Origin of the sequence: Bacillus sp. FSL R10-2780 (assembly GCF_038006125.1) — a bacterium.
In the GTDB taxonomy this organism is placed as follows: domain Bacteria; phylum Bacillota; class Bacilli; order Bacillales; family Bacillaceae_G; genus Bacillus_A; species Bacillus_A cereus_U.
In genome coordinates this window covers 1-22,685 of the sequence record NZ_JBBOUQ010000005.1, presented here as the reverse complement: position 1 = coordinate 22,685, position 22,685 = coordinate 1, and the positions used below count along the sequence as shown (strand labels likewise).

The window sequence follows — 22,685 nt, the reverse complement described above, 5'->3', positions numbered from 1 at the left end:
GGGAGGAAAATAATGTTTAAATTAAATCGTTGGCCAAATACATGGATGCAAAGGGATTTTCGAAACGATACAAATCAAAACTGGCAGACCATTGAACAAGGATTAAACTTCTTAGAATTATTGAATTCAAAAACAAAAGAAGAACTAGATAAACGGATTGATAATTTAATCATTCATGATGGCCAAAGTGATGCTGAAGTTATCGATATGCGTATTGATATGAATGGAAAAGTGTATGATTTAGCTGGGAAACGCGTAGCAGCGATAGAAAAAGACCTCGCAGAAAGAGAAATTAATGTGGGAGCGCTCCGTTACTTAACCGATACAGCCGCTATTCAAACGGCACTCGACTCTGCGAAAATGAACGGACGTGCCTCCATATTAATTCCTGGTGGCATCTATCGGATTACTCAAACGCTAGTTATTTATGCCAATACTCACATTAGAATGGATAACAATACAATTATATTACGAGCTCATTCCGGAAACATCATGATGAATGGGGAAAAGGGTGCAGAGTATAGCGGCTACAACGGAAACGGAAATATCACAATTGAGGGTGGGATTCTTGATGGTAATGTAAAAGAGTTTTATTCAGGATTTACTCAGTTTGATCTAGCCAGAGCGGATAACGTTAATCTTAAAGATGTAACTTTTAAAGATACTTTAGAAGCGCACGCGATTGATATGAACGCATGTAAAAATGTATCCATTAAGAAATGTAGATTTATAGGATACAAGGTTCTTGAAGGTTCCGATGGCAATCCTCGTGAAGCGATTCAGATTGCAGAACATACCAAAGATGGATTCCCCGCATTCGGAATGTATGATGCAACCCCTTGTTTAAATATCACTGTAGAAGATTGCTTTTTTGGAAACAGTGGAACGGAAGGGATGAACCCTTGGCCAGTAGGTGTGGGGCATCACGCTGGAGTACATGACGTTTTCAATAAGAATATTAAAGTCTTTAAGTGTATTTTAGAAGGCATGACTTATGCTGGTGTACGTATTATGAAATATCAAGATACCTTAGTGAAAGATAACACATTCACAGGATGCAAAATTGGTATTCTTGTGACTAACGTTGCTGCAAATTCATATAGTTCACAACGACCAGATGGATCTCAATCAGGACGCTCACAAGCAGGGAAAAATGCAAAAATTAAGGATAATACTTTTAGAAACTGTGAAAATGAATGTGTTAGAATCTCCTCGTATGTCCAAGAAGATAATGATTCAAGATTTGAAGATATTATTATTAGTGACAATACTTGTGAAAATGATGCGATAGGAATAAGCAAAACCAGTGCAATTGCAGTTACTTGGGGTAGAGACGTTAAAATTAAAGGGAATACGATTAAAAACTTCTATCGAGGCGTGCATTTAAACTTTGTTGGAAATGCAAATATAGAAGATAACACATTTGATAATTTAACAACTGAAGCTGTTTTTGTTAATGAATTCGATGCAGAGTATCGCAAGAAAGATCATACGTATGATATTAAAGTGAAACATAACCGCATATCAAGGACTGGAAGAGCAGCTATTTTCATTCAATATGCGGATGGTTTAAATGTTTCAAGTAATAAAATATATTCCCCATCATTATCAGGTCATGGTGACTATAATGGAATTTTTATATCAAACACTTGTAAAAACGGAATTGTAGAAAATAATGAAATAACCAACGATGAGAATGGTATAAAACCAAGATATGCAGTAGAAGTTTCCGGTTCATGTATTGATATTCGAACACTTAATAATAAAGGTGAAGGTGTTCTTGGAAAAGTTATTACATCTAATGTGAATAACTTTGAAGGGATGTATTTGCATAGTACATCTGGTACAGAAAGAATTCAGATTGGTTATAGTTTCTTCAATTCTTTCAAGTGGATCGATGCGGTGTTGCAAAATGGTACAACTGCATATTCAACAGGATTACGTCCACAATTCGGGAAAGACGAATTCGGGACCGTCTACTTACGAGGTGCAACAAAAGATGGAGCTCTTGGGCAAGCCTTTTTCACATTACCTGAAGGATTCAGGCCAACTCGTAAGCAAAATTACATTGCGGTAAAAGGCGGTACCAATACGATTGCAAGGATTACTATTACGGAAAATGGAGAGGTTGTGGTTGAGTCCACATCTAATTCAGAAAAACCGTTAGATTACATTGTTTTCGACTTTAGTTTTAAAGCGAAATAAGGAGGTGATGCAATGCAAATCGTATATAAATATGATTCTAATTTTATGTATGTAGAGCCTATTTTGCTAGAAGCGTCTGTAGTGGAAGGTGAAGAAGTATATCAAGTTCCAGAAAACTGTACAGATGTACAACCAATAGATGGTTTGTATTTAGCTAAATTCGATACTCGTAGGCAAATGTGGATTGAATCCGCTTCTCAAGAATATATAGATCAATTACATGAAAATCATATGCCACCAGATGATATTGAATTATTAAAAAAGCAGAATGCGGCACTTATTTTAGATGCAGTAAAAAAAGATAAACAAATTGCAGATATGAGAAAGCAACAAGCATCTTTAATCTTGTCTTTAACAGAGAAGGGGGTACTTTAATCATGTTAGATTTTTACGAAGTATGCACAATGTATTATCCGGAGTTTTATTCTAAAGAAGATGTAGCGATATTTGTACAATGCAATAAAATCACCCCTGAACAGTATGAACAAATTACTGGAAGTGTATATAAACCGTAAAGCGTGCAAATAGCAGGCTTTTTTATTTTTAGAAAAGGAGATGAAAAGATGGATCGTATTGATGTATTAGCGAAAACATTTGTAGTTACATTTGGTGCCTTTTGTGGGTACTTTTTAGGAGGGTGGGATACGACGTTGAAAGTTTTAGTAATCATGGCAGCTATCGACTATATAACAGGCGTATTCGCAGCAGGATATAACGGGGAATTGAAAAGCAAAGTTGGATTCAAAGGCATCGCCAAAAAGGTGGTGCTTTTTCTTTTGGTTGGAGTCGCAGCACAATTAGATACAGCGTTTGGCAGCAATAGTGCAATTCGTGAAGCGACAATCTTTTTCTTCATCGGAAATGAGTTGCTATCACTATTAGAAAATGCTGGGAGAATGGGAATTCCGTTACCTTCAGCGCTAACAAATGCAGTTGAAATTTTAGGTGGTAAGCAAAAACAAGAAATTAAAAAAGGAGATGTTGAGTAATGGAAATTAAAAAAATATTAGTACCAGAAAGTCGTTATGAAGTTTTATGCCCGAATGCAATGAACCCAACAGAAATTACATTCCACAACACTTATAATGATGCTACAGCATTAAACGAACGCAATAATGTCGCTAATAATAGTACAGGCACTTCGTTCCATATCGCTGTAGACGACAAAGAAGCAATTCAATTAATTCCTTTTAATAGAAATGGTTGGCATGCAGGTGATGGTAATGGACCAGGTAATCGTAATAGTATCGGCATAGAGATTTGTTATTCTATGTCAGGTGGAGAAAGATACCGACAAGCTGAATTGAATGCAATTCAAGTGATCCGTCAGTTAATGGATATGTTCAATATCCCAATTTCTAAAGTTAAAACACATCAAGAAAGAAACGGGAAGTATTGCCCTCATAGAATGATTAATGAAGGACGTGTACAATGGTTTAAACAACAATTAGTTTCTGGTGAAACAATTCAAATTCCAGAAACGCCACAAATTCCACAACCATCAATTACAAGTGGGACAGGTATCGTTTATATTACTGGTAAAAACGTGAACTTACGAAAAGGACCAGGTACTCAATATGATTCAATTAGAAAGCTAAATGCACCTGAAAACTATAAAGTATGGGGACGTTCTGGAGGATGGCTTAATTTAGGTGGCGATCAGTGGGTTTACGAAAACTCAGAGTGGTTACGTTTCGAAGCGGATGGACAATCATCCACAACTTCGCAACCTTCAAATGAAGGTGTTGGTGTTGGTGTAGTGACTATTACAGCAGATGTATTGCGTGTTCGAACTGGTCCAGGAACTAACTATGGCATCGTAAAAAATGTGTACCAAGATGAAAAATATCAAACGTGGGGATGTAAAGACGGTTGGTATAATGTTGGTGGCGACCAATGGGTTTCAGGTGAATACGTAAGGTTTGAAAAGTAAAAACAAGAGCCGTCCTGTCGGGCGGCCTTTTTTATTTACATATCCCAAAAATCATCCGCTTTAACCCTTGAATCGAATTCCCTCAACACCCTCAATATCTTCTGCATTGTCTTTCTCGTTGGCGATCTGTCATGATTATTAGCTAAATCTCCTACAGTATTCCTACCTAACCCTGATTTTCTTACTAACCATTCTTGTTCTATTCTATGTTTATCTAAAAACTTCCCTAATGGCGTTCGTTTACTTCTAAATCTCCACACCATTCTCACTCCCTATTAAAATTGTTATCTACAGTAATTGCCTAAACGCACAAAAAATAAACCCCTAAAAATAGGGGTCTAAAAATGGTGCGTGAACGACAATGTTTTACGAAAAACGTCTTTTCAGTAAGGAGAGCTTCTTTCCAGGCTCTTCAGCATAAAACTTCATGTAGTCACACATTAAGATGTTAATCAGTTTATCAGCTGTATAACCATGTAGAGGAAATGAATGAGACATATCTGAGAAAAACACTTCAATCCGTCTCAATGTCCTTCTATCAATCTTCACAGTGATTGTTCCATATCGTTCATCATTTTCATTGAATTCTAATTCATAATCCGTATAATGCTTCTTACTTTCTAAGATTTGATATAGCTGTTCCATACTATTCTTGGACCTTATATGTTCAAGAAAGTCTTCAACAAGTATTTCAGCTAGATCACTAGCGTTACACTCATAATCTTCTTCTTCCATATCTTCAATTATGATGTTCATCCGAAATAAGTAGATTTTTAACATCTTAACTTCAAATCTGTATTTCTCTTTTAGGCCCCATTCAATCTTTGTACGTTCCCACCAATTGTTTGCGCTCATGAGTTGTATTTCTTTTGTCATCACATCATATTTGCTATACATGTTGTCACTCCCTACATTGTACGTAATGCAAAGCAAAGAATACGGGTTGCAGCTGCTCTTTGTGATATTCCCCATTCAATTGCTAACTGGACAAGCTTAGAATGTGTTTCCTGCTCCAATTTCGCATGGATGTACTTCTTAGTGTCTTTATATTCGTATGCATGTATTTCGCTTATATAATCGATTCTGAGATGTTCTGTGATTAATTTGGACATATATTGTGTAGTAGTTATTCCTTGTTGGAAGGATGAGGTTCTTATTAGTTGTCTTTGTATTTCATTTACGGGGATTTTTACGTCTTTCTTTTTATCAGAACGAGTTTTACGAGGTTTTAGGTTTGTTATTGTAGTAGATTGTTTTCGAGGTTCAAACATAGGGTTAACATTACTCATGATGCTCCCCTCTTTCGAAAATTAACCTCCTCCCTCTCATTTATCTCAGGGACACTTTTCCATAATTCCATTGTTCCATGAAAAAAGAAGTCGAGAGAGAGGGAGGAGGTTATTTTCTTTAGATAATTATTTATAAACTAAAGTCGCCATCTTTAGATAATTTAGGCCTTTTCTTTTTGGGTGCTTCTTGTTGCGTTTGTGGTTCTTTTACTGCAATAGGTAATCCTGATACATTCGGCATATGAATGCCGCTACTTCCACCATTACTCGCAATATAATAACGTATTGCATGTCGTACAGTTTCCGACTTTCTACTTCTTGGAATCTTTTTTAACCACTCATGAATATCTTTATCCAGCTGATCGTCATAACTTAGCTGATAAATTTTATTCGCCATCTTCTTCACTCACTTTAAACATTCCGTATTTGAAAAATCCTTCTGCATTTGCTTGTTGTGGTTTCTCTGCTACCTTCACACCACCAACTAAATCTTCAATAGCGCTTGCAAATAATTCTGCTCCGCCGCCAGTAATGATAATTTCATCGAAACGGTCAAACGTTTTCCATGCGTTTTTAATACCTTGTTTAATCTTTTCAGATACTTGGAATACAGCTTTCGGCTTAATCTCTTCAAAATCAATGATATGACGTTCTGAAAGTTTATATTGTCCTGACTCAAAGAAAGGTTCAACATGATAGTATTCCACTTTTGCATTAGAGTTTTGAGAATTGATATAGTCTGCAATTTCTTGATAAACATCTTTCATTCCGGCTTCCACAGATTTGAATTCATTCTCACGACGCAATCCATTAATTGAGTCTAAATCTGTTGTTCCAGTTCCAATATCAATTACACCTACACGAATATCCTCATAACGATCATCAGCTACAAAACCATCTGTATCTAAATATTGGCCCATTACTGTTCCAATTGGTTGAGGTAGAATGATAACTTCTTCCACGTTAACTTTCACTGTTTTTCCATCAACTTTTACTGTATGTAATCCCTCAAATACTGCTTTTAAATCATTCGCTGCTTCTGTTCCGATTTCATTACTAGGTACGCCTGTGATTACAATTACTTCATCTGTCGGTTGTACTTTACTTTTAAGAGCAAGATCAGCAAGAGCGATACTTGTTAATACTTTGTATAAAGGTTCTTTGTATCTATTTTGGAATCCATAAGTTGCAAATACATCTTTTACTTTTGTGATGTCTTTCCCCCAAACATATTCGATACCTTCAATTTCATAAGTCTTTAATTTCGTCTTTTTACCTGTAATTGATTCTCCTACATCCTTTTTAAAAGCCACTAATGAAGGTAATACTCCAGCTGCAACTTCACTTCTACCTTTAATGTTTCCATTACCGTGGTCAATTACTAATACTTTTTTCATCAAATACACAACCTTTCTAGATTCGTTGTATAAAACTTTATTATTTATAAATTGATTATACAACAAGCGAACTGTTTTTCAATTAAAATATTAAAACTCTACACAATCATACTATTAAACTCTAGTTATTTTTATTCCTGATAATTTTACGAATCCATTTTCTTCGCAAAGGCTTCGCTAAATCAACAATAGTGCATATAGCGAGGTAAGGAAGACATAGGCTTGTCCTCCCTAAGATTCGTTTAAATCCCCTATAAACCGAAAAATCTCTTTTACACAACAGATATGGTATGTGAAATTTCACTTATAAAAGGTTATCCGAAAATAACCTATGCTCTTTTATATTTATTTAATACTTCTTCTAAACGTTTGCGCTCTTCTGCTAATTCATCGTCAGATTGTTTTCGTGAAGTATCTTCATCATCTTTATTTTTGACCCATTCAGGTAGTAGCTCTGTTCTTGCTGTTTTATTAGAAAGTGATCTGGATCGTTTAACTGGAGCTGCGCTTTTACGTGAGTTGATGTATTCCGTTTCAACTTTCTCAATATCATCAAAACATTGCATTCCTTGTTTTTCCCACTGTCTGATAATTCCTTTTATCGTTGCTATGTAATTAGTTGTATCTTTATCTGCTAATCGTTTTATAGATTCGTTTAGAATGTCTTTTCCATGAATAGTTGTTAAAGACTCTAATTCTTTTTCTACATATCTAGTCGGTTTTTCTAAGATAGCTAGTTTGAAAAATTCTAAAGGTGATAGATCTATACTTACATACTTACTAAAGTAATTTAAAACATTAGTAATTGCTTTAGTATTATTATTAGGATTCTGTACGGAATCCTTTAAAGGTTTCTCTGTGGAATCCTTTGATAAAGGTTTCTCTACAGAATCCTTTACATCTTTTTTAGGTCTTCCGCCTTTGACCGCATAGAACTTAGCTGCTGATTTATAATCAGTTTTCCAATCACGAACTTTTTCTAAAGGTTTCACCATACGATTGAAATCATTGCATGGATAGCGGTAAACAATAATGTTCATTGGTTTATGGCCTGTTTTTTGTTTTCGTTCACCTTGGTATTCAATTAAATCGATTAAGCCGTACTCCCAAAGTGGAATAAGTACCTTCTGACGGAAATACTTTTCTTTTCTTCCTAACTCGTCCCAAATAGACGCAAGAGCACGAGGTACTTTATCGTATTCTCTTTGTTTATTACTTCGATCAGCCATTGTATACAGCTTTAAATAATCACAGTATGCTGATTCTCCTAATTTATCAATCCAATCCATTGCAGCCACAAAGTGATGTTGCGGTAATCTTAATTCTTCTTTTGAAACTTTACCTTCAGTAACAAACATAGGCGTTTCAGCTAATAATTGACCTACAGACATAATAAAAAATCCTCCATTTATTGCCCCGACAAAATTTGGGTACAACGAATAGAGGATTTGTAGTTTACGTTTTTTTAAAGTTATGATACTATTTAGGTATCAACTTAATTTACGTATGTACAAAACCTCTGTTTCCGGTTTTTAAATGGTATCTGCCGCCAAGCTAAACGCCATCTAAAAACTTCTGTCGGGGGTTTTTTTATTTTATATAAAAACATTTGTTTTAAAATCTAGTTATCTACCCTCAATCTTAACAGAAGATTGTTGAAAAAAGAAGACAAAAAGAGAAGACACTCGAATTGAGTGTCTTTTTTTATGCCGTTTTTTCGATAGATCCGTTTTCTAAAGTACGGAAAGCCATTCCACCAGAAACAAACTGCAAAATAGCTGGGATAAAGAATACTAAAGCTGATAGTAACAATGTTATTAATCCAATTACAATCGATATTACTCCGTATACTTTATTGTTCATTGTATTCACTAAACAACTGAGAACTAATGCTACGATCTGTAATAAGAGAACAATAATAGATGTAACGAACAATCCGTTATCCTCTGTCACAGGCTGATTACCAGCCCAAAACATAACAATAAAAGAAAATACAGTTCCTAATATTCCTCCGATTAATCCAGTCACAAACTCAGGGGTACGTCTTTTCATATATGTTTTTCCTCCAATATGTAAAATGTAAGATTTATAATCAAGCATAACAAATCCAGTTACAACTATCTTGTCATATTTTGTCGAATGCAAATAAAAAAAGAGAGCATTTTGCTCCCTTGCCACAATTGGTCAAATTATGTTAAATTTTACCACTAGTCATTGGAAAAGTTTTCTTCTAAAATGAAATCGAATCACAATATTTCATTATTCTCACCTAAGAATCTCACGTAATAGTCAAGTTGCTTGCAAAAACTCTCTCTTTGGCTTTCAGACAACGCTCCATACGTTTTTTGAACACTAGAAAGAGTATTATGTAGCATTTCATCATCCATAGCGCCAGTACGCCCTGTAAGCACGTCTAACGTTACGTTGAAATAGGAGGCGAGACGAAACATTGTCGTAAGATCAGGTTCAGAAAATCCATTTTCATAGTTATTGATTTGGCTTCTGCTGAGATTTAGTTCGTGAGCTAAATCCTCTTGCCTTAATGACGGACGACTTTTCCTAAGTTTTTTTAAAGTTTCACCTAAAGTTTTCATACTATCAGTATAGTTATATGAATATCGATATACTATAAATGATAGATTTATTGTCAAATGTAGTATAATGATATAAATTTAATCTCAGTCTCGAAATAAATAGAACAAAAGTTCGATTGTATGGTAATATATGTACATGAGCTTTTAATACGTCATTGCATATTTTATTCCGTTTAACATGAGAAACGTTGATATATAGCGTTTCTTAAACTTTCTCAACAATTGTCTGATAATCGTATGACTGAATGTTGGGAAATTTGTGGTATTATGAAAGTAACTAAAAAAACGGACGTAAAAAAGACTCACAGCGCGTACTAAGGTGCAACGAACACCATAGTACCGCTTTCCCTAATCCGACTAGGGAAAACACTTACTGCAAGTCTTACATAAATTATATCACATCTCATGAATGTAGTGGCGCGTTTTCCTTTAAAAGTTAAAAATTGGGTATAACGTGTCTTTTGTTCCGAAAAAAGGGGAGCAAAACAGTGCAGAAATTATTAATTAAAATGAAAGATGATTTATTTGCAGCTGGTATTACTAATAAGGAATTAGCAGGACATCTTGGGATAAACGAAAAGAAGGTTTCTTATTATCTCAACGGTAATACACAATTTAGTTTTCAATGTTTTTCAGACACATTGATTCATCTGTACAAGCATAATCCAGAAATAAGAAGAACATTCTTATTTGATTATTGCAATAAAATAAAAGGAAATAAAAACTTAAAAATCGGTATGGAATTTGCTCACGCTAGAGGTGAATTTGATTTATTAGAAGCACTGATAAAAAAAGCTGATTTATCGAAAAATGAAGTTACAAAGGAATGGGCTGAAGTCTATCGCCTTCTATACAAAAGAAGTAAAAACAGTCTTGTTGGAAAAGCACTATTAACAGAGGTTGAAAAAAAGAGAAAAACCGTAAAAAGCACAGAAATGAAGTTACTACTCGATATTGTGTATTGTTACGGTGTATACGATTCTGGCGATTATCGTTTCTTATACGGATATGCAATTGATGTGAAAGAAAAGATTCAAAATGAAATAATCGAGAAAGAAAAATTTATAAGACAAAGTTTCATTATAAAAATCAACGAAAGTATACACGCTACGTATCTTGCGCTCTGTAAAATCGAAAAAGTTAGAGAATATGCTAAATACCTAATGAATTATCTTGGTGAACCGGGGAAATATCCAATACCACAAGCCAGTGCGTTATGTGTGTTAGGTGAGTCCTATATTTTCGAAGACTACAAAAAGTCGAAAATGTATTTAGAGCAAGCAATCAGAACGCTTGGTGATTCATTCAACGAAAAGATGGAAGAGAAAAAACGCTTAATCATGAACACTTTAAACTTTCTTAAAATATATCATGGTAAAGATTTAGATGAAGTACATCCAACAGATCCAGCGGAAGTAGCTTTTTTAGAAATCAAAAAAGGCAATAAAGAGAAGGCTATTGAAATTTTAAACGGATTAGAAAAAGAAAATGGGAAGCTATCAGCTTTCCAACTATGCTACATGGGAATCGCTAAAGAGGATAGAAAATTGATAGAAAAGTCGCTAAAGAAATTCGAAGAAATCGGCAACATATTTTATGCGCAATTACCTAAAATATACTTGGGTATCCTTTGAAAAAATGGTATAATTGTCTTATAGGTAGGTGAAAGCATATTGAAAAAGATTCTATCGATTTTATCCGTGTTAGCAGTTCTTGGAGTGTTTTTATTAAATTCTTCTGATGTTGTTAAAGAACAGCCGAAGCAAGTTGGCGCTACTGACACAACTCAATACAAAATGATGGTTGATCCAGGCGGCGGCGGAGCTGGCTGATTATAATAATATATATTTAAATGGCATTACCTCAATGAGAGGTAATGCCATTTGTAGTTTTTGGGGAAATCCTATTTTTGAAGAAAAAATACAAAAAGGTAATCATTGTGAATAATTCACAAACTGCATAGATAAAAATGAGGGGGATAAAGTATGTTAAGCAATGTTGAAAAGGATAAATTAGAGGTTTTAATAAATGCGGCGAATAAAGGGGACCAACAAGCTATAACTTACTTACAAACATTGTTCGGTCATGTGAGCGAGTTTGAAGAAGCAAATAAAAAAGAGAGGATTGTTAGCATATAATTGCTATCAATCCTCTATATTATCTACCATGCCGTTTAACATTTTGATAATGAATCGTTGTTGTTCTTCAGGTAACTTCTCGATTCTGTCTACAGCAGTATTCAGTTCTATTTTCACTTTAGATGTCTCATTTTCACCAGAGCTTCTATTATCTGTTCTTCCCATAATGTAATCAACACTAACATTACCTTTCTTGGCGATCTTGTTAATTGTTTCTACTGAAGGATTTTTTCTGCTTAGTTCTATTAATGATATTAAAGACTTACTTACTCCGATTGATTCTGCAAATTGACTTTGACTCATTTTTAATTCAGCACGTATTTCTTTAACACGTTTGCCGATAGCGTTCTCCATTTAAAATTCCCCTTTTTATAAAGAAATTAAATACCATTCTATATATAAATTAACATTACCGACTACTCTAAGACAACCTTTTTCGTTTTTTTAAAGAAATTTCAAATTAGGGGTTTACTAAGAGTAGTCGATAGTGTTATTATGAATTCAACGAAACAAACGAGGGTGATTCAAATGACTCAAATGATAAAGTTGAATACAGAAAGAGCCAGAGAATTAAGAGAAAACCATGGATATACCCACGGTTATGTTGCTAAACGCCTCAATTGTCATAAGAGTGCTTATGGACATATCGAAAGAGGTTTTAGGCAACCAAGTATAGATAAATTAGGGAGATTATCAGAGCTTTATGGTGTTCCTACAGATGAATTACTAATAAAAAGTACACTATAGGTGGAATTTTTTTTGGAACTATCGACTACCTACAGTAACCGATTAAAAGGAGGAAAGAAAATGAATCAATTACAAGTTGTGCAGCATCCAATTAGTCATTTGGTGTTTATGGAAGGGAACGAAATTGTAACTGACAGTTTAACAGTTTCTGAGGTGTTTGGAAAAGAACACGCAAAAGTTATTCGTTCTATAGAAGAGCTACAATGCAGCGAAGAATTTACTGAAGCCAATTTTGGCGTAAGCGAATATAAGGATCGTAGTGGAAAGCGAAATAAGAAATATCTTCTTAAGCGTGACGGACTCATGTTCCTGGTAATGGGATATACGGGGGAAAAGGCAGCACAGATGAAAGAGTCATACATAAACGAGTTTAACCGAATGGAACAACACATTAAACAACAAATGCATCCACTACAAATGATTAACATCATGACAACGGAAATGATGAATCACGGTGATCGCTTAGGGAAGTTGGAACATACAGTACAAGAACGAATGACAGTAGATTACAGCCAACAACTTTCTATTAAAAATGCAGTCGCACGCAGGGTATACAAGCTTTGGGAAGATGGAAAAATCAATCAAGCAGTACATGACAACAAGAAGAAGTTATTCTCAGCAATATGGAAAGACGTAAAAGCAGCATTCGCTGTAAATAGTTATTGCAACATCCGCCAAAAAGACTTCGATGAAGCTTTATCTTACATAAATGCATGGCGACCAAGATTAGTTTAGGGAGATGTGATTATGAGTCAGTTAAAAGAAGCAATCGAAATCTTAGAATCTACGTTTACAGATGGAAGAGATCGTTATCCTGGGACCATAACTAATGAACATGGGACATTCCCTTGTATTACAAGTAGAACTGAACATCTAGAAGTACTAATAGAAATGGCCTTGGATTTATTACACGAACATGAACAGGAGGCGGTTTAAGATGGAAAGCTCACTATCCCTGATAATTGTCGCGTTAGCTATATGTTTATCAGCGTACTTAGTCCACAGAATAGATGTTGCAGCAAAGAGAGCAGGATTGCTTGAAGATGACAAATAAACAGCAGCGTGATGAATACGAACAAAAGAAAATCTTGTGGATCATAAAGGATTTAAGAGCTAGAGGGGTAGATAACAGCGCAGATAAGGTTGAGAAAATGCATAAGGAGTTTATTACTCTAGCTAAATAGGACAAGCCTTTGCTTGTCGAAATGTCCAGGAACTACATAAAACCTAAAGTGCTTGGTTCCCCCACCAATACAACTGTTCCTGGATGTTTCGATGCGTGAAAGCATCAGACAAAATAAAAAGACCACACTACGCCTAATGTGGTCTGGAGAAAAGAAATGTAAAACTTTCTACTTACATTATACCAAATCTTTTCTCCTAAAAACAAGGAGGAAGTTAATCATGATAGATAAGAGAAAAAATGCATTCTACAAAATTACATTACACTTCTTTATTCGTAACAAAGGAGTTAGAGAAATTAGTGAAACAACTGTTTACAGCAATCATAGTGTAACCTCAAAACGCTTTATCGATTTTGCTAAAACACACGTGAGACAGATCAAAGGATTCGAAGGTTTCTTAGAAGACTGGGCATCGCAACAGACTGTTTCAAATGAACTATTTTGCAAATAAGAGAATAGCGAGGAGGAATGAAAAATGATTGAAATTCAAGAGAAACAAGTAGAACGCGCAATCGAAACTTTGAAGCAAATGTCCGACAAAGAAAGTGACAGTGTTAAGAAGTTAGATATCGACTATGTAATCACAGTTTTAACAAATAAACCACATGGCGGAATGCCTTTCTAGGAGGAAAAGAAACTATGAGACTTTATGAATTAACAAATAACTATAACGAACTACAAATGATGATCGAGGATGGCGTAGATCCATCAGCATTGGAAGATACATTACAAGCGATTGAAGAAAGCATTCAAGATAAAGCGCAAAATATCGCGTTACTAATCAAAAACCTTGAAGCAGATACAGAAGCTATTAAGTTAGAAGAAAAGCGATTAGCAGAACGTAGGAGAGCAGTAGAAAACAACTGTAAGAGCTTAAAAGATTACTTGTACCAGCAAATGACTTTATTAGAAGTCAAACGTATCAAAGGAACAATCGTAACAGTGGGTATTCAAAAGAATCCAGCAAGCTTAGATATCGCAGAAGATGCAGTAGTTCCACCAGAATATATGGTCCCGCAACCAGCGAAGGTTGATAAGAAATCATTACTTGCAGCGGTTAAAGATGGAATGCAGTGGGATGGCATTGTGTTGAAACAATCAGAAGGAGTAAGGATTCGATGAAACAAATACAAAAAACCGTTTTGGATGAGATAGCAGTTGAAAAAAGTGTTTCAGAGCAAGAGATAGACGCAATCGTAAAAGCACTTCCTTCTATTAGAAATATACAACTACAAAACTTGATGAAAATTCGCGTCGAGGTTCTGCAAAAGGATATTGAAAAATACGAGAAGATGCTAGAAACGGGTGAATTTCAATGAATAAAAGCGAAACGATTACTGAATTAGCTAAAGCATTAGTGAAATTCAACTCAGAGGTTAACAAAATTGCTAAGGATGCCGACAATCCTTTCTTTAAAAACAATTATGCAACGCTAGACACGATTATAGATGAAATTAGACCAATACTTTCTAAACATGGATTAAGCATCATGCAAATCCCAAGCGGTGACGGTCAAAATGTAACTTTAAAAACACTTCTCTTACATGAGAGTGGCGAATGGCTTGAATCAGACGAATTAACAATGAAGCCAGTTAAAAACGATCCACAAGCAGTGGGAAGTTGCATCACATACGCTCGGCGCTATTCACTAGCAGCATTCCTTAGTTTGAACACAGGTGAAGATGATGACGGAAACGGTGCTACTTACGGAAAAGGTAACAAACCTAATCAGAAGAGTAATAGTGGGCAAGCTCCAAATAAGCCACAAGGCAACAGTAGTGGCAGTGGTAATGGAAAAGCATCAGAAAAACAAATGAAGATGATAAAAGCGAAGATAAAGAATGTTAGTAAATTAGCTAGAGAACAAGGTTATGACACTAAAGATTCTGATGTAGAAGTGACATTAAAGAACGATATGAAAACTCAATTAAATGTAGATGATTTTGATTCGAAAATGGCATCTAAAGCAATTGAATTATTAATTGGTTGGGAAGGTCAATATAGCCAAGCAGGATAAGGAGATGAAAACCCATGCTGAATCCACAAACTATATCAAATGTCGTCCTCCCAGCATGGGTTTACGAGGATGCAAAAACAGAACAAGAGATTAAGAGGAACGCTTGCAGGTATATCAATCGCATACCAAAGCGTTATCCCGGATATAAGGTTTTGGAAGTAAATGACGGTATAGCAAAATGCGAAAGGTGTGAAGGTTGATGTTCCGAGTTCCAGTAAGACGAGGTTCAATGACAGAAATGTTAAAAGCGGTTCGTGATTTAGAAGCAAGAGGCTATGACTATATAACGCCAATCAAACGGGTGTACAGAGCGGATAAAACTTATCACTACGAAGGAAAATTCAGAGGTAACAATAAGATTCGATTCGCAGGAATGGAAGACCTTGTAAGTTACGAATGTTGGATGAAGAAGGTGAACTAAGTGAGTTATAAATACGAAAGCAATATACACTACTTTAATGTTTGTATGAAATTTCTAAAGAAAAACGGTATTGGATTAGACACACAAGAGCGAGCAGAGTTGAAAATGATGACAGATAAAGTATTCCAATTTAATGAAGATTACACTGATGTAATTTACAGGTTGGAACTTCGCGAACCAACTAGAATTTTAACTTACTTGCTTAATTCATCTACAACGGGAGAAGAATTTGAAGAGAATATCGATTACTACAAATTCGTACACAATCTATATTTAGAAGCTGTTACAACAGACGAATTAAACGATGAAGCTAAAGATTATCTATATGCAAACTATTACAAGGGAATCACACCTCAAAAACGTGTGTATTTACCTAAAGATAAAGGGTTTAGAGAATATACAGACACGTTCATTAAATTACAAAAAGACTTAGCGAAACGAGCTGGCATTTACTTCTTATACGATGAAAATCGTCAATTGATATATATCGGAAAAAGCACATCTAATTTAGGAGATAGAATACCAAGTTCGATAAAAGAAAGACAAGCTAGCTGCTTTTCTTACACGCTAACCGAAACAGTAAGTGATGCTCATATTTACGAGATGTACTATATCACTACTTTAAAACCGAAGTTGAACACTGATGGACAGACAAACGACTTACCAACTGTTAAACTTCCAAATCTAGAATTCACAGGTATACAAAAAGCTTTCAAAGATGGCGTTACGGAGGTTTCGTTAAATGGCTAAATACAGACACGTACAAACTACCTTTTGGTCAGACCCAAAGGTATCAGAAGAAATGACACCAGAGGATAAATATTTTTACCTCTACTTAATGACAAATGAGCACACAAATCAAATTGGAGTTTATCAGATAACGAGAAAACAAATGGCATTTGAATTAGGTTACTCAATTGAAAGTGCAAAAGCCTTATTAGATCGGTTTGTGAATCATCATGACTTGGTAGTTTATAACGAAGAGACAAGAGAACTTTGCATACTGAATTGGGGTAAATACAACCTTAACAAAGGTGGTAAGCCAATTGAAGATTGCATCAAAAAAGAACTTAAAGGTATTAAAGACTTATCATTGGTGCAGCTAGTATTGGAACGAACGAAAAACACTGCATTAGTACAAAAAGTGAGTGTTTATGCGGGTCTTGACGATACGTCCCACGATACGTCCACGATACGGGGACAAAAAGAAAAAGAAAAAGAAAAAGAAAAAGAAAAAGAAAAAGAAAATAATATTACGTCCTCTTCTAACGAAGACGACAAGCCGGCACCAATTCCTTATAAGGTTATTCTTGATTACTTAAATGAGAAAGCAAAGAAAAATTATAACCACCAAGCAGAAGGACATAGAAAATTAATTCGAGCTAGATGGAATGAAGGGTACTCAATTGATGATTTTAAAAAAGTGATTGATAACAAAGTGCCACAGTGGTTAGGACAGTTCGATAGAAACGGTAAACCTTTAACACAGTATTTAAGACCAAGTACATTATTTGCACCATCACATTTTGATAATTACTTAAACGAAACGATAGAGGGAGAGACGATCAATGGAAAAGTTGGGGGACATAATGAAGGATTTAATGAAGCGAGCGGAAGTTATGCACAAAAAGGCACTGGAAGAGGAATCCAACCGACCAGCGGAAGAGGATTCGCTCAAACCATCGGTTGATTGTGAAATATGTGGTGATAAAGGGTACACATTCATTAAAGAACCATCTGAATTTCTAAAAGGAAAATATGTTGATGTTGCTATCGAATGTGAGTGCTTAGAACGGAAAAGTTTAAAATCTCGTTTCAAGTACGCAATGATTCCATCTGAGTTTGAAAATGCACGATTCGATAACTACATAAGAGAGGCAGAAGTGCAGAAAGTTTTATATGACGCTATGATCGAGTATTTGAAAGTCTTTAACGAAATTAGAGATTCAAAGATGAATAGTATCGGGTTTATTGCATCAGTGGGTGAAACAAGATTAAAAAGTTTGCCTCCAGGAGAACGAAATAAAATGCGCCAGGAGAACAATTCGTACGGATTAGGTAAAACTCATTTGCAAATAGCAGCAGCTAAGTATGCATTGAATAAATTCAAAGTCGTAGATGAGCGCACAGGACGTTTACGTGGAGCCAGAGTGTTATGTGTCCAGGATGTAAATATCATGGCTGAGATACAAAATGCAGCGTTCCTGAATGACAATAAGAAGCGATTAAATGAATTACTTCATGATTTATGCACTTGTGACATTCTTGTGTGGGATGACATAGCAAAATCGAAGTACAGCGAGTTCAAAGAGGACATGTATTACAAAATCATTAATGAACGATATTTACGGAATTTACCGATTTGGTACACAAGCAATGAAGACTTAGACACATTGGAAGACAAGATTGGATTTGCGGCAGCTGATCGTTTGTACGGAATGAGTAAGAAGTACTTGTACCAAGTTAAGGGAGTTAGTTACAGAACAGCGTAAATAAGGGGGAAATGAGAAATGGCAAAGGTAACGGTTGAATTAACAGAAAAACAGGTTGAGTTCTTAAAATTATTTAGCGAAAAACAATACGAAGGTGCAGAAGACAATAAATACACATGTGACGCTTTGCATGTAGTTCAGAAAAAAAGAGACCGATTCATACCGTATAGCGAAGACATTTCGGATTACTTTGATCCAGATATTTTAAAGTTTTGTGTTGATGAAGAGCATGAAGGTTGGTATGAGGAGGAAACAGAAGCAGTTAAACAACGTTATGAATGGATAGAGGAAGAATGTCCAATTGAAATAAAAACGTTCGATGATCTGCAATACAAACGAGTTACTGGAACAGATGGGGAAGAAAGATTCATTATGAATTTCGATGATTACTTTAAACATTATGGAATAGAAAATTACGACATAGCTTGGGTAGAAAAAGAATGGGAAAACGTAGCGTTCTTCTTCATCTTAGAAGAAGCTAAGCACTATCTAAAATATCAAGCTCATAATCTAGGTAAATCAAGAATCTACACTTATTCTGCTGGCTATGACAATAGGGGAGATTTTACTCACTTCCGTGATTTGTTATTGAAAATGGGACAAGTGCTAAATAAGGAATCTAATCAAAAAGAAACAGCAACTGTTTAAGAATATAAAGGGGGAATAACAATGTGTGCATGTAACGGAACGGGAGTAATTAGAAATGATATTGGAATGGGTATGTATCAATTCGGGTCATGTGTTTGTGAAGCGGCAAATATTACACCCGAAGAAGTGGACAGAAGACGTCAGGAAGTAATTGAGAGATTGAAAGAAACATATCGCCTACAACAGTTAGAGAAAGCCGGAATAGTAGCATGAAGCAATTAACACTGGAAGATGTTGTTGGAAGTTTCGATTACTCAGCAAAGAGTACTTCAGAGAAGTTTTTGCAGCGTGACACAAGCGTCATAACGTACTCGGTTGAGTTTTACGATAAGGATGATAAATGGAAGCTTAGATGGTTCGAAGCGAAGTCAGAGAGCGAAGCCATGGGAATGGCTAAAGATAAATACGGACGGATTCAAATTATCGATACTTATATATCGGACAGATCGTTAGCTGAAATTATGGCATTGGATTAAGAGAGGGGAATAGCAATGTACTTCATTATTTTGGACGAACATTATAAAACAGCTGAATCAAACGGTATTAACAGAAGACGGTTGCAGGAGCGAGTATACAGATATGACTGGGATATAGAAAGAGCGACAACGCAACCACTTGGCACAAAGAGTATGGACTTTGATAGAAAACATGGACAGTGGATGCATATAGCAGAACAAAATGGCATCCAGCGATACACATTCTATAGCCGATTAAAACGAGGTTGGTCTTATCATTTAGCAGCAACGAAGCCACCAGGAAAACAAGGGAATCGCTACGATGAAAACGGAGAATTAAAAGAAATTATCTAGAGGAGGGAAAGAAATGGCTTTAGATCGTTGGTTAACTGATGAGGAACGCGCAAGAGCAGCGGCTAATGGGATATGTAGAAGATTACTTAACTACCGTGTTTATAAAGCGGAATGGGATTTGGAGTTAGCGCTAACAGCAATTCCAGGTACAGTGAGACATAGTTCCGAAGGTGAATACACTAAATGGATTAAAGTTGCTGCAGAAAACGGAATAGGAAAAAGAACCTTTTATAACCGATTAAATGGTGGATGGAGTTGTCATGAGGCTGCAACAAAACCGGTTAAAGGCAGGAATAAATCATCAAAAAGTAAGGAGGTAACATCGTGAAATATTATAACCACGTGATAACAGATGAAGAATATGAAACAGCAGAAAAAAACGGTATCAGTAGAGCGAATGTTTTCCAAAGAATTAATGAACGAGGATGGGATGTAGAACGAGCTATAACAGTGCCTGTTAGAAAACAAAAGAGCGTTGTAAATAACCAAGTGTTATTACTCGCTAAACGCAATGGAATTAGTCATACAACTTTATATGGAAGAATTAAAGCTGGTATGGATCCATATGAAGCAGTGACCAAACCAAAGGAACACAACAAATGGGAAGCGTTTATAAAAATGGCGCAGGAAAATGGAATAAGCGCATCTTCATTTTACGCAAGAATTAGTAGAGGTATGGATCCTTACGAAGCGGCAACAAAACCATCAAAGAATAGGAAGTTTTCTACAGAATATAAGGAAGAATTGAAAATCGCTAAAAGTAACGGAATTACTTATCAAAAGTTTTATAACAGGGTTATGAATTTAGGTTTCGACCCAATGGAAGCAGCGACGAAAAACACGATCGAAAGAATCAGCAACGCGGCTATAGCGATTAAAAATGGAATAAGCGAAAACACATATTACCAACGCATCTATAAAGGGTGGAGCAAAGAAGATGCAATGACAATTCCAGTAGTGAAAAGTAAGAGGTATTTTGATCGTGAACAAAAAGCGAATCTACATAGAAGTACTACTGCATAAAGGGATTTACAAAGAAGAAGATACGGGACGTCAGCTGTATGAAATGAGTGAGCAGGAGTTATTCGAATTGATAAAAGGAGATGGGGAGAATGAATAAAACCACTGTAATAGTAAGTACATGTGATATAGATAATCCGTTTATTTATGAAGTTCATGGATATATGACACTGGAAGTTATGGAAGAAATACAAAATGATTTAACGGAACAGGAACAATTAGAAAACGAAATTTTAGAAGGTTATAAATTAAATTACGATTTAAAAGTAGAAGCTACTTATATAGAAGGAGAAACGCAATACGGTAGTGGTGAAGGTGATATCAATAGAATTCCATCTTACTGGAATCTAAAAGTTATAGAAAAAATCCCACAAAAAGGAGAGGAAGAACAATGAAATATACAGAGCATGGTACTTATGAAATAACTAAACTATTAGCAGAAGCGAAGGAGAATGAAGAAAATGGCAACTAAGATCACTATGTTTACGAAGGACAATTGTCCAAATTGCAATAGGGCGAAGGTTATGTTTAAAGAATGTCCAGTTGAGGTGAAATTGATTGAAAAGAATATTGAAACGGATCCTGATGCTTATCTTGAGTTTGTAGCTTTAGGAAGTAATTCAGCACCAACATTTAAATTTGAAGATGGTGTAATAGTACCTGGATTTGATGAAGGCAAGATCATGAACAAATTAGGACTATAAAGGGGTGTTTGGATGAAGGCTGAACATATCGATCTGTATGAACAAGCGCTGAATCACCAACAAGGACAAGCTAGTAAATGGTTTTGCGAGGTTAATAATTTAGAAGCGCAATTACAAATAGCGAAGTCACATTACAAGCACCACACGGAAGAAAGAGATAGATTACAAAACTTAGTTGTGAGATGGAAGGGGCAAAAACAATGTTAAACATTCAGAAGATATTCGAAGCACAGGACAAGATAGATCGTAAGGTTGTTGAGGTTCATGGATTGGAAGGGCAAAACTTAACTGGTGACGTAACACAGGCGTTATATACGGAGTTAGGAGAGTTAAGTAATGAGATTGGGTTCTTCAAGTACTGGAAGAAAAACAAAAAGGATGACAAGTCGCGTCAGTACGATGAATGGGCGGATTGCATGCACTTTATGGCTAGTTTGGGTAATAAGTACGGGCATGTTGATTACATTTTATCCCTGTTTTTAAAGAAAGATGACGTTTTACTTAATAAAAAAGATACACTTCCTTACCATCTTGCGTTTGAGGCTATCTATAAAGGTGAGTTAAACGATGAATTTGATTACGGAAATGCATTTGCAGCTTTAATTGTAATTGGATTGAAATTAGGAATGACATTTGAAGATATGGAAAAGGCGTACTTTGACAAGAACCAAGTTAACTATGATCGTTTAGCAAGCGGATATTAAGACCAAATTTGAATTTTATTAAGAAAGGTAGTTGCCGAAATGTTAACAAGTCTAGAGTGTCCATTATGCGGTAATAAGCTGTATAAATACAATCATGATGAATCGATTGATTTGGAATGTGAATTATTAGATTGTGACTATGAAAAACATATAGAGTTAGAAGATTTAATCGCAGAAAACTAAACAAAATCGTTATTTGAATAGAAAAGGAGAACTAAATTGTGAACTTAAAGGAGTACGTCGTTTATAAAGGTGAATCGTTCGTTTGTCTTGGGACTATAAAGGAATGCGCTCAACATATGGGCGTACTTCCTGAAACGGTTCGTTATTATACAACACCAGCTTATCAGAGGAAGTTAGCGAAGCGGAAGAGAGCGAGAAAC

General features: G+C 35.5%; 42 protein-coding genes. 33 read left to right on the top strand and 9 right to left on the bottom strand.

What is annotated here, in order from left to right:
- Positions 1 to 12: 12 nt before the first annotated feature.
- Genes NSQ47_RS27785 through NSQ47_RS27765 form a run of 5 tightly spaced genes read left to right on the top strand, consistent with a single transcriptional unit; the run spans position 13 to position 4,138 of the window.
- Positions 13 to 2,205, top strand: coding sequence for a right-handed parallel beta-helix repeat-containing protein (locus NSQ47_RS27785; protein WP_341038964.1), 2,193 nt, complete (start codon positions 13 to 15; stop codon positions 2,203 to 2,205).
- A 12-nt stretch (positions 2,206 to 2,217) separates the two neighbouring features.
- The gene (locus NSQ47_RS27780; RefSeq protein WP_341038962.1) at positions 2,218 to 2,580 is read left to right on the top strand and encodes a hypothetical protein; all 363 of its coding nucleotides are present in this window, start codon (positions 2,218 to 2,220) and stop codon (positions 2,578 to 2,580) included.
- Positions 2,581 to 2,582: 2 nt separating this feature from the next.
- On the top strand, positions 2,583 to 2,720 hold the full coding sequence (locus NSQ47_RS27775; RefSeq protein WP_341038960.1) for an XkdX family protein: 138 nt from the start codon (positions 2,583 to 2,585) through the stop codon (positions 2,718 to 2,720).
- 48 nt (positions 2,721 to 2,768) lie between these two features.
- Positions 2,769 to 3,194 (top strand): phage holin family protein, encoded by a 426-nt coding sequence (locus tag NSQ47_RS27770; RefSeq protein WP_341038958.1) that lies wholly within the window; start codon positions 2,769 to 2,771, stop codon positions 3,192 to 3,194.
- Positions 3,194 to 4,138 (top strand): N-acetylmuramoyl-L-alanine amidase, encoded by a 945-nt coding sequence (locus NSQ47_RS27765; protein ID WP_341038956.1) that lies wholly within the window; start codon positions 3,194 to 3,196, stop codon positions 4,136 to 4,138. The genes NSQ47_RS27770 and NSQ47_RS27765 overlap by 1 nt, the downstream gene beginning before the upstream one ends.
- 35 nt (positions 4,139 to 4,173) lie before the next feature.
- On the opposite strand, the gene NSQ47_RS27760 is transcribed toward NSQ47_RS27765, so the two are convergent.
- The 8 genes from NSQ47_RS27760 to NSQ47_RS27725 form a co-directional block, all read right to left on the bottom strand.
- Positions 4,174 to 4,401, bottom strand: a complete 228-nt coding sequence (locus tag NSQ47_RS27760; protein ID WP_341038955.1) for an XRE family transcriptional regulator — start codon at positions 4,399 to 4,401, stop codon at positions 4,174 to 4,176.
- Positions 4,402 to 4,504: 103 nt separating this feature from the next.
- The gene (locus NSQ47_RS27755; RefSeq protein WP_341038953.1) at positions 4,505 to 5,035 is read right to left on the bottom strand and encodes a hypothetical protein; all 531 of its coding nucleotides are present in this window, start codon (positions 5,033 to 5,035) and stop codon (positions 4,505 to 4,507) included.
- A gap of 11 nt (positions 5,036 to 5,046) precedes the next feature.
- Positions 5,047 to 5,427, bottom strand: a complete 381-nt coding sequence (locus NSQ47_RS27750; protein WP_341038951.1) for a hypothetical protein — start codon at positions 5,425 to 5,427, stop codon at positions 5,047 to 5,049.
- Positions 5,428 to 5,557: 130 nt separating this feature from the next.
- On the bottom strand, positions 5,558 to 5,824 hold the full coding sequence (locus NSQ47_RS27745) for a hypothetical protein (RefSeq protein ID WP_341039024.1): 267 nt from the start codon (positions 5,822 to 5,824) through the stop codon (positions 5,558 to 5,560).
- A complete protein-coding gene (locus NSQ47_RS27740; protein WP_341038949.1) occupies positions 5,814 to 6,824 on the bottom strand; it encodes a ParM/StbA family protein in 1,011 nt (336 codons plus the stop codon). The genes NSQ47_RS27745 and NSQ47_RS27740 overlap by 11 nt, the downstream gene beginning before the upstream one ends.
- A 329-nt stretch (positions 6,825 to 7,153) precedes the next feature.
- On the bottom strand, positions 7,154 to 8,215 hold the full coding sequence (locus NSQ47_RS27735; protein WP_341038946.1) for a replication protein: 1,062 nt from the start codon (positions 8,213 to 8,215) through the stop codon (positions 7,154 to 7,156).
- A 313-nt stretch (positions 8,216 to 8,528) separates the two neighbouring features.
- Complete coding sequence (locus tag NSQ47_RS27730; protein WP_341038942.1) at positions 8,529 to 8,876, bottom strand: hypothetical protein; 348 nt, start codon at positions 8,874 to 8,876, stop codon at positions 8,529 to 8,531.
- A gap of 194 nt (positions 8,877 to 9,070) precedes the next feature.
- On the bottom strand, positions 9,071 to 9,418 hold the full coding sequence (locus NSQ47_RS27725; RefSeq protein ID WP_341038940.1) for a helix-turn-helix transcriptional regulator: 348 nt from the start codon (positions 9,416 to 9,418) through the stop codon (positions 9,071 to 9,073).
- Between the two features lie 488 nt (positions 9,419 to 9,906).
- On the opposite strand from NSQ47_RS27725, the gene NSQ47_RS27720 reads away from it, so the two are divergent.
- The 3 genes from NSQ47_RS27720 (at position 9,907) to NSQ47_RS27710 (ending at position 11,556) form a co-directional block, all read left to right on the top strand.
- A complete protein-coding gene (locus tag NSQ47_RS27720) occupies positions 9,907 to 11,052 on the top strand; it encodes an AimR family lysis-lysogeny pheromone receptor (protein ID WP_341038938.1) in 1,146 nt (381 codons plus the stop codon).
- A gap of 39 nt (positions 11,053 to 11,091) precedes the next feature.
- On the top strand, positions 11,092 to 11,250 hold the full coding sequence (locus NSQ47_RS27715) for a hypothetical protein (protein WP_341038936.1): 159 nt from the start codon (positions 11,092 to 11,094) through the stop codon (positions 11,248 to 11,250).
- A 153-nt stretch (positions 11,251 to 11,403) separates the two neighbouring features.
- The gene (locus NSQ47_RS27710) at positions 11,404 to 11,556 is read left to right on the top strand and encodes a hypothetical protein (protein WP_341038935.1); all 153 of its coding nucleotides are present in this window, start codon (positions 11,404 to 11,406) and stop codon (positions 11,554 to 11,556) included.
- A gap of 6 nt (positions 11,557 to 11,562) precedes the next feature.
- Here NSQ47_RS27710 and NSQ47_RS27705 read toward each other — a convergent pair whose 3' ends face one another.
- A complete protein-coding gene (locus NSQ47_RS27705) occupies positions 11,563 to 11,910 on the bottom strand; it encodes a helix-turn-helix domain-containing protein (RefSeq protein WP_341038933.1) in 348 nt (115 codons plus the stop codon).
- Positions 11,911 to 12,084: 174 nt separating this feature from the next.
- Between NSQ47_RS27705 and NSQ47_RS27700 the strand changes: the two genes are divergently transcribed.
- The 25 genes from NSQ47_RS27700 to NSQ47_RS27575 all read left to right on the top strand — a co-directional run bounded on the left by NSQ47_RS27700 (position 12,085) and on the right by NSQ47_RS27575 (position 22,485).
- The gene (locus NSQ47_RS27700; RefSeq protein ID WP_445662112.1) at positions 12,085 to 12,303 is read left to right on the top strand and encodes a helix-turn-helix domain-containing protein; all 219 of its coding nucleotides are present in this window, start codon (positions 12,085 to 12,087) and stop codon (positions 12,301 to 12,303) included.
- 60 nt (positions 12,304 to 12,363) lie between these two features.
- The gene (locus NSQ47_RS27695) at positions 12,364 to 13,038 is read left to right on the top strand and encodes a Rha family transcriptional regulator (protein ID WP_341038932.1); all 675 of its coding nucleotides are present in this window, start codon (positions 12,364 to 12,366) and stop codon (positions 13,036 to 13,038) included.
- A gap of 12 nt (positions 13,039 to 13,050) precedes the next feature.
- Entirely contained in the window at positions 13,051 to 13,239 is a 189-nt protein-coding gene (locus NSQ47_RS27690; protein ID WP_341038931.1) for a hypothetical protein, read from the top strand.
- Between the two features lie 107 nt (positions 13,240 to 13,346).
- Positions 13,347 to 13,487 carry a hypothetical protein gene (locus NSQ47_RS27685; protein ID WP_341038929.1) on the top strand — a complete coding sequence of 47 codons (141 nt, stop codon included), beginning with the start codon at positions 13,347 to 13,349 and terminating at the stop codon, positions 13,485 to 13,487.
- 220 nt (positions 13,488 to 13,707) lie between these two features.
- Positions 13,708 to 13,938 (top strand): hypothetical protein, encoded by a 231-nt coding sequence (locus tag NSQ47_RS27680; protein WP_341038927.1) that lies wholly within the window; start codon positions 13,708 to 13,710, stop codon positions 13,936 to 13,938.
- A gap of 24 nt (positions 13,939 to 13,962) precedes the next feature.
- Positions 13,963 to 14,112, top strand: coding sequence for a hypothetical protein (locus tag NSQ47_RS27675; protein WP_341038925.1), 150 nt, complete (start codon positions 13,963 to 13,965; stop codon positions 14,110 to 14,112).
- Between the two features lie 14 nt (positions 14,113 to 14,126).
- Complete coding sequence (locus NSQ47_RS27670; protein ID WP_341038923.1) at positions 14,127 to 14,609, top strand: siphovirus Gp157 family protein; 483 nt, start codon at positions 14,127 to 14,129, stop codon at positions 14,607 to 14,609.
- Positions 14,606 to 14,806 carry a hypothetical protein gene (locus NSQ47_RS27665; RefSeq protein WP_341038922.1) on the top strand — a complete coding sequence of 67 codons (201 nt, stop codon included), beginning with the start codon at positions 14,606 to 14,608 and terminating at the stop codon, positions 14,804 to 14,806. The genes NSQ47_RS27670 and NSQ47_RS27665 overlap by 4 nt, the downstream gene beginning before the upstream one ends.
- Positions 14,803 to 15,504, top strand: a complete 702-nt coding sequence (locus tag NSQ47_RS27660) for an ERF family protein (RefSeq protein ID WP_341038921.1) — start codon at positions 14,803 to 14,805, stop codon at positions 15,502 to 15,504. The genes NSQ47_RS27665 and NSQ47_RS27660 overlap by 4 nt, the downstream gene beginning before the upstream one ends.
- 199 nt (positions 15,505 to 15,703) lie before the next feature.
- On the top strand, positions 15,704 to 15,925 hold the full coding sequence (locus NSQ47_RS27650; RefSeq protein ID WP_341038917.1) for a hypothetical protein: 222 nt from the start codon (positions 15,704 to 15,706) through the stop codon (positions 15,923 to 15,925).
- Entirely contained in the window at positions 15,926 to 16,675 is a 750-nt protein-coding gene (locus NSQ47_RS27645) for a hypothetical protein (RefSeq protein WP_341038915.1), read from the top strand.
- Complete coding sequence (locus tag NSQ47_RS27640; RefSeq protein WP_341038913.1) at positions 16,668 to 17,615, top strand: conserved phage C-terminal domain-containing protein; 948 nt, start codon at positions 16,668 to 16,670, stop codon at positions 17,613 to 17,615. Before NSQ47_RS27645 ends, NSQ47_RS27640 begins: the two co-directional genes overlap by 8 nt.
- Complete coding sequence (locus NSQ47_RS27635) at positions 17,515 to 18,417, top strand: DNA replication protein (protein ID WP_341038912.1); 903 nt, start codon at positions 17,515 to 17,517, stop codon at positions 18,415 to 18,417. The genes NSQ47_RS27640 and NSQ47_RS27635 overlap by 101 nt, the downstream gene beginning before the upstream one ends.
- 18 nt (positions 18,418 to 18,435) lie before the next feature.
- Positions 18,436 to 19,065 (top strand): hypothetical protein, encoded by a 630-nt coding sequence (locus tag NSQ47_RS27630; RefSeq protein ID WP_341038910.1) that lies wholly within the window; start codon positions 18,436 to 18,438, stop codon positions 19,063 to 19,065.
- Between the two features lie 21 nt (positions 19,066 to 19,086).
- The gene (locus NSQ47_RS27625) at positions 19,087 to 19,278 is read left to right on the top strand and encodes a hypothetical protein (RefSeq protein WP_341038909.1); all 192 of its coding nucleotides are present in this window, start codon (positions 19,087 to 19,089) and stop codon (positions 19,276 to 19,278) included.
- The gene (locus tag NSQ47_RS27620; RefSeq protein WP_341038907.1) at positions 19,275 to 19,541 is read left to right on the top strand and encodes a hypothetical protein; all 267 of its coding nucleotides are present in this window, start codon (positions 19,275 to 19,277) and stop codon (positions 19,539 to 19,541) included. The genes NSQ47_RS27625 and NSQ47_RS27620 overlap by 4 nt, the downstream gene beginning before the upstream one ends.
- Positions 19,542 to 19,556: 15 nt before the next feature.
- Positions 19,557 to 19,874 carry a hypothetical protein gene (locus tag NSQ47_RS27615; protein ID WP_341038905.1) on the top strand — a complete coding sequence of 106 codons (318 nt, stop codon included), beginning with the start codon at positions 19,557 to 19,559 and terminating at the stop codon, positions 19,872 to 19,874.
- A 13-nt stretch (positions 19,875 to 19,887) separates the two neighbouring features.
- On the top strand, positions 19,888 to 20,202 hold the full coding sequence (locus tag NSQ47_RS27610) for a hypothetical protein (RefSeq protein ID WP_445662111.1): 315 nt from the start codon (positions 19,888 to 19,890) through the stop codon (positions 20,200 to 20,202).
- The gene (locus NSQ47_RS27605; RefSeq protein ID WP_341038903.1) at positions 20,199 to 20,897 is read left to right on the top strand and encodes a hypothetical protein; all 699 of its coding nucleotides are present in this window, start codon (positions 20,199 to 20,201) and stop codon (positions 20,895 to 20,897) included. Before NSQ47_RS27610 ends, NSQ47_RS27605 begins: the two co-directional genes overlap by 4 nt.
- Positions 20,857 to 20,994 (top strand): Fur-regulated basic protein FbpA, encoded by a 138-nt coding sequence (gene fbpA / locus NSQ47_RS27600; RefSeq protein ID WP_341038901.1) that lies wholly within the window; start codon positions 20,857 to 20,859, stop codon positions 20,992 to 20,994. The genes NSQ47_RS27605 and fbpA overlap by 41 nt, the downstream gene beginning before the upstream one ends.
- The gene (locus NSQ47_RS27595; protein ID WP_341038899.1) at positions 20,987 to 21,289 is read left to right on the top strand and encodes a hypothetical protein; all 303 of its coding nucleotides are present in this window, start codon (positions 20,987 to 20,989) and stop codon (positions 21,287 to 21,289) included. The genes fbpA and NSQ47_RS27595 overlap by 8 nt, the downstream gene beginning before the upstream one ends.
- Before the next feature lie 66 nt (positions 21,290 to 21,355).
- Positions 21,356 to 21,598 carry a glutaredoxin family protein gene (locus NSQ47_RS27590; protein ID WP_341038898.1) on the top strand — a complete coding sequence of 81 codons (243 nt, stop codon included), beginning with the start codon at positions 21,356 to 21,358 and terminating at the stop codon, positions 21,596 to 21,598.
- 12 nt (positions 21,599 to 21,610) lie between these two features.
- The gene (locus NSQ47_RS27585) at positions 21,611 to 21,805 is read left to right on the top strand and encodes a hypothetical protein (RefSeq protein ID WP_341038896.1); all 195 of its coding nucleotides are present in this window, start codon (positions 21,611 to 21,613) and stop codon (positions 21,803 to 21,805) included.
- Positions 21,799 to 22,302 (top strand): dUTP diphosphatase, encoded by a 504-nt coding sequence (locus tag NSQ47_RS27580; RefSeq protein ID WP_341038894.1) that lies wholly within the window; start codon positions 21,799 to 21,801, stop codon positions 22,300 to 22,302. The genes NSQ47_RS27585 and NSQ47_RS27580 overlap by 7 nt, the downstream gene beginning before the upstream one ends.
- A 39-nt stretch (positions 22,303 to 22,341) precedes the next feature.
- Positions 22,342 to 22,485, top strand: a complete 144-nt coding sequence (locus tag NSQ47_RS27575; protein ID WP_341038892.1) for a hypothetical protein — start codon at positions 22,342 to 22,344, stop codon at positions 22,483 to 22,485.
- The last annotated feature ends 200 nt before the right edge of the window (positions 22,486 to 22,685 follow it).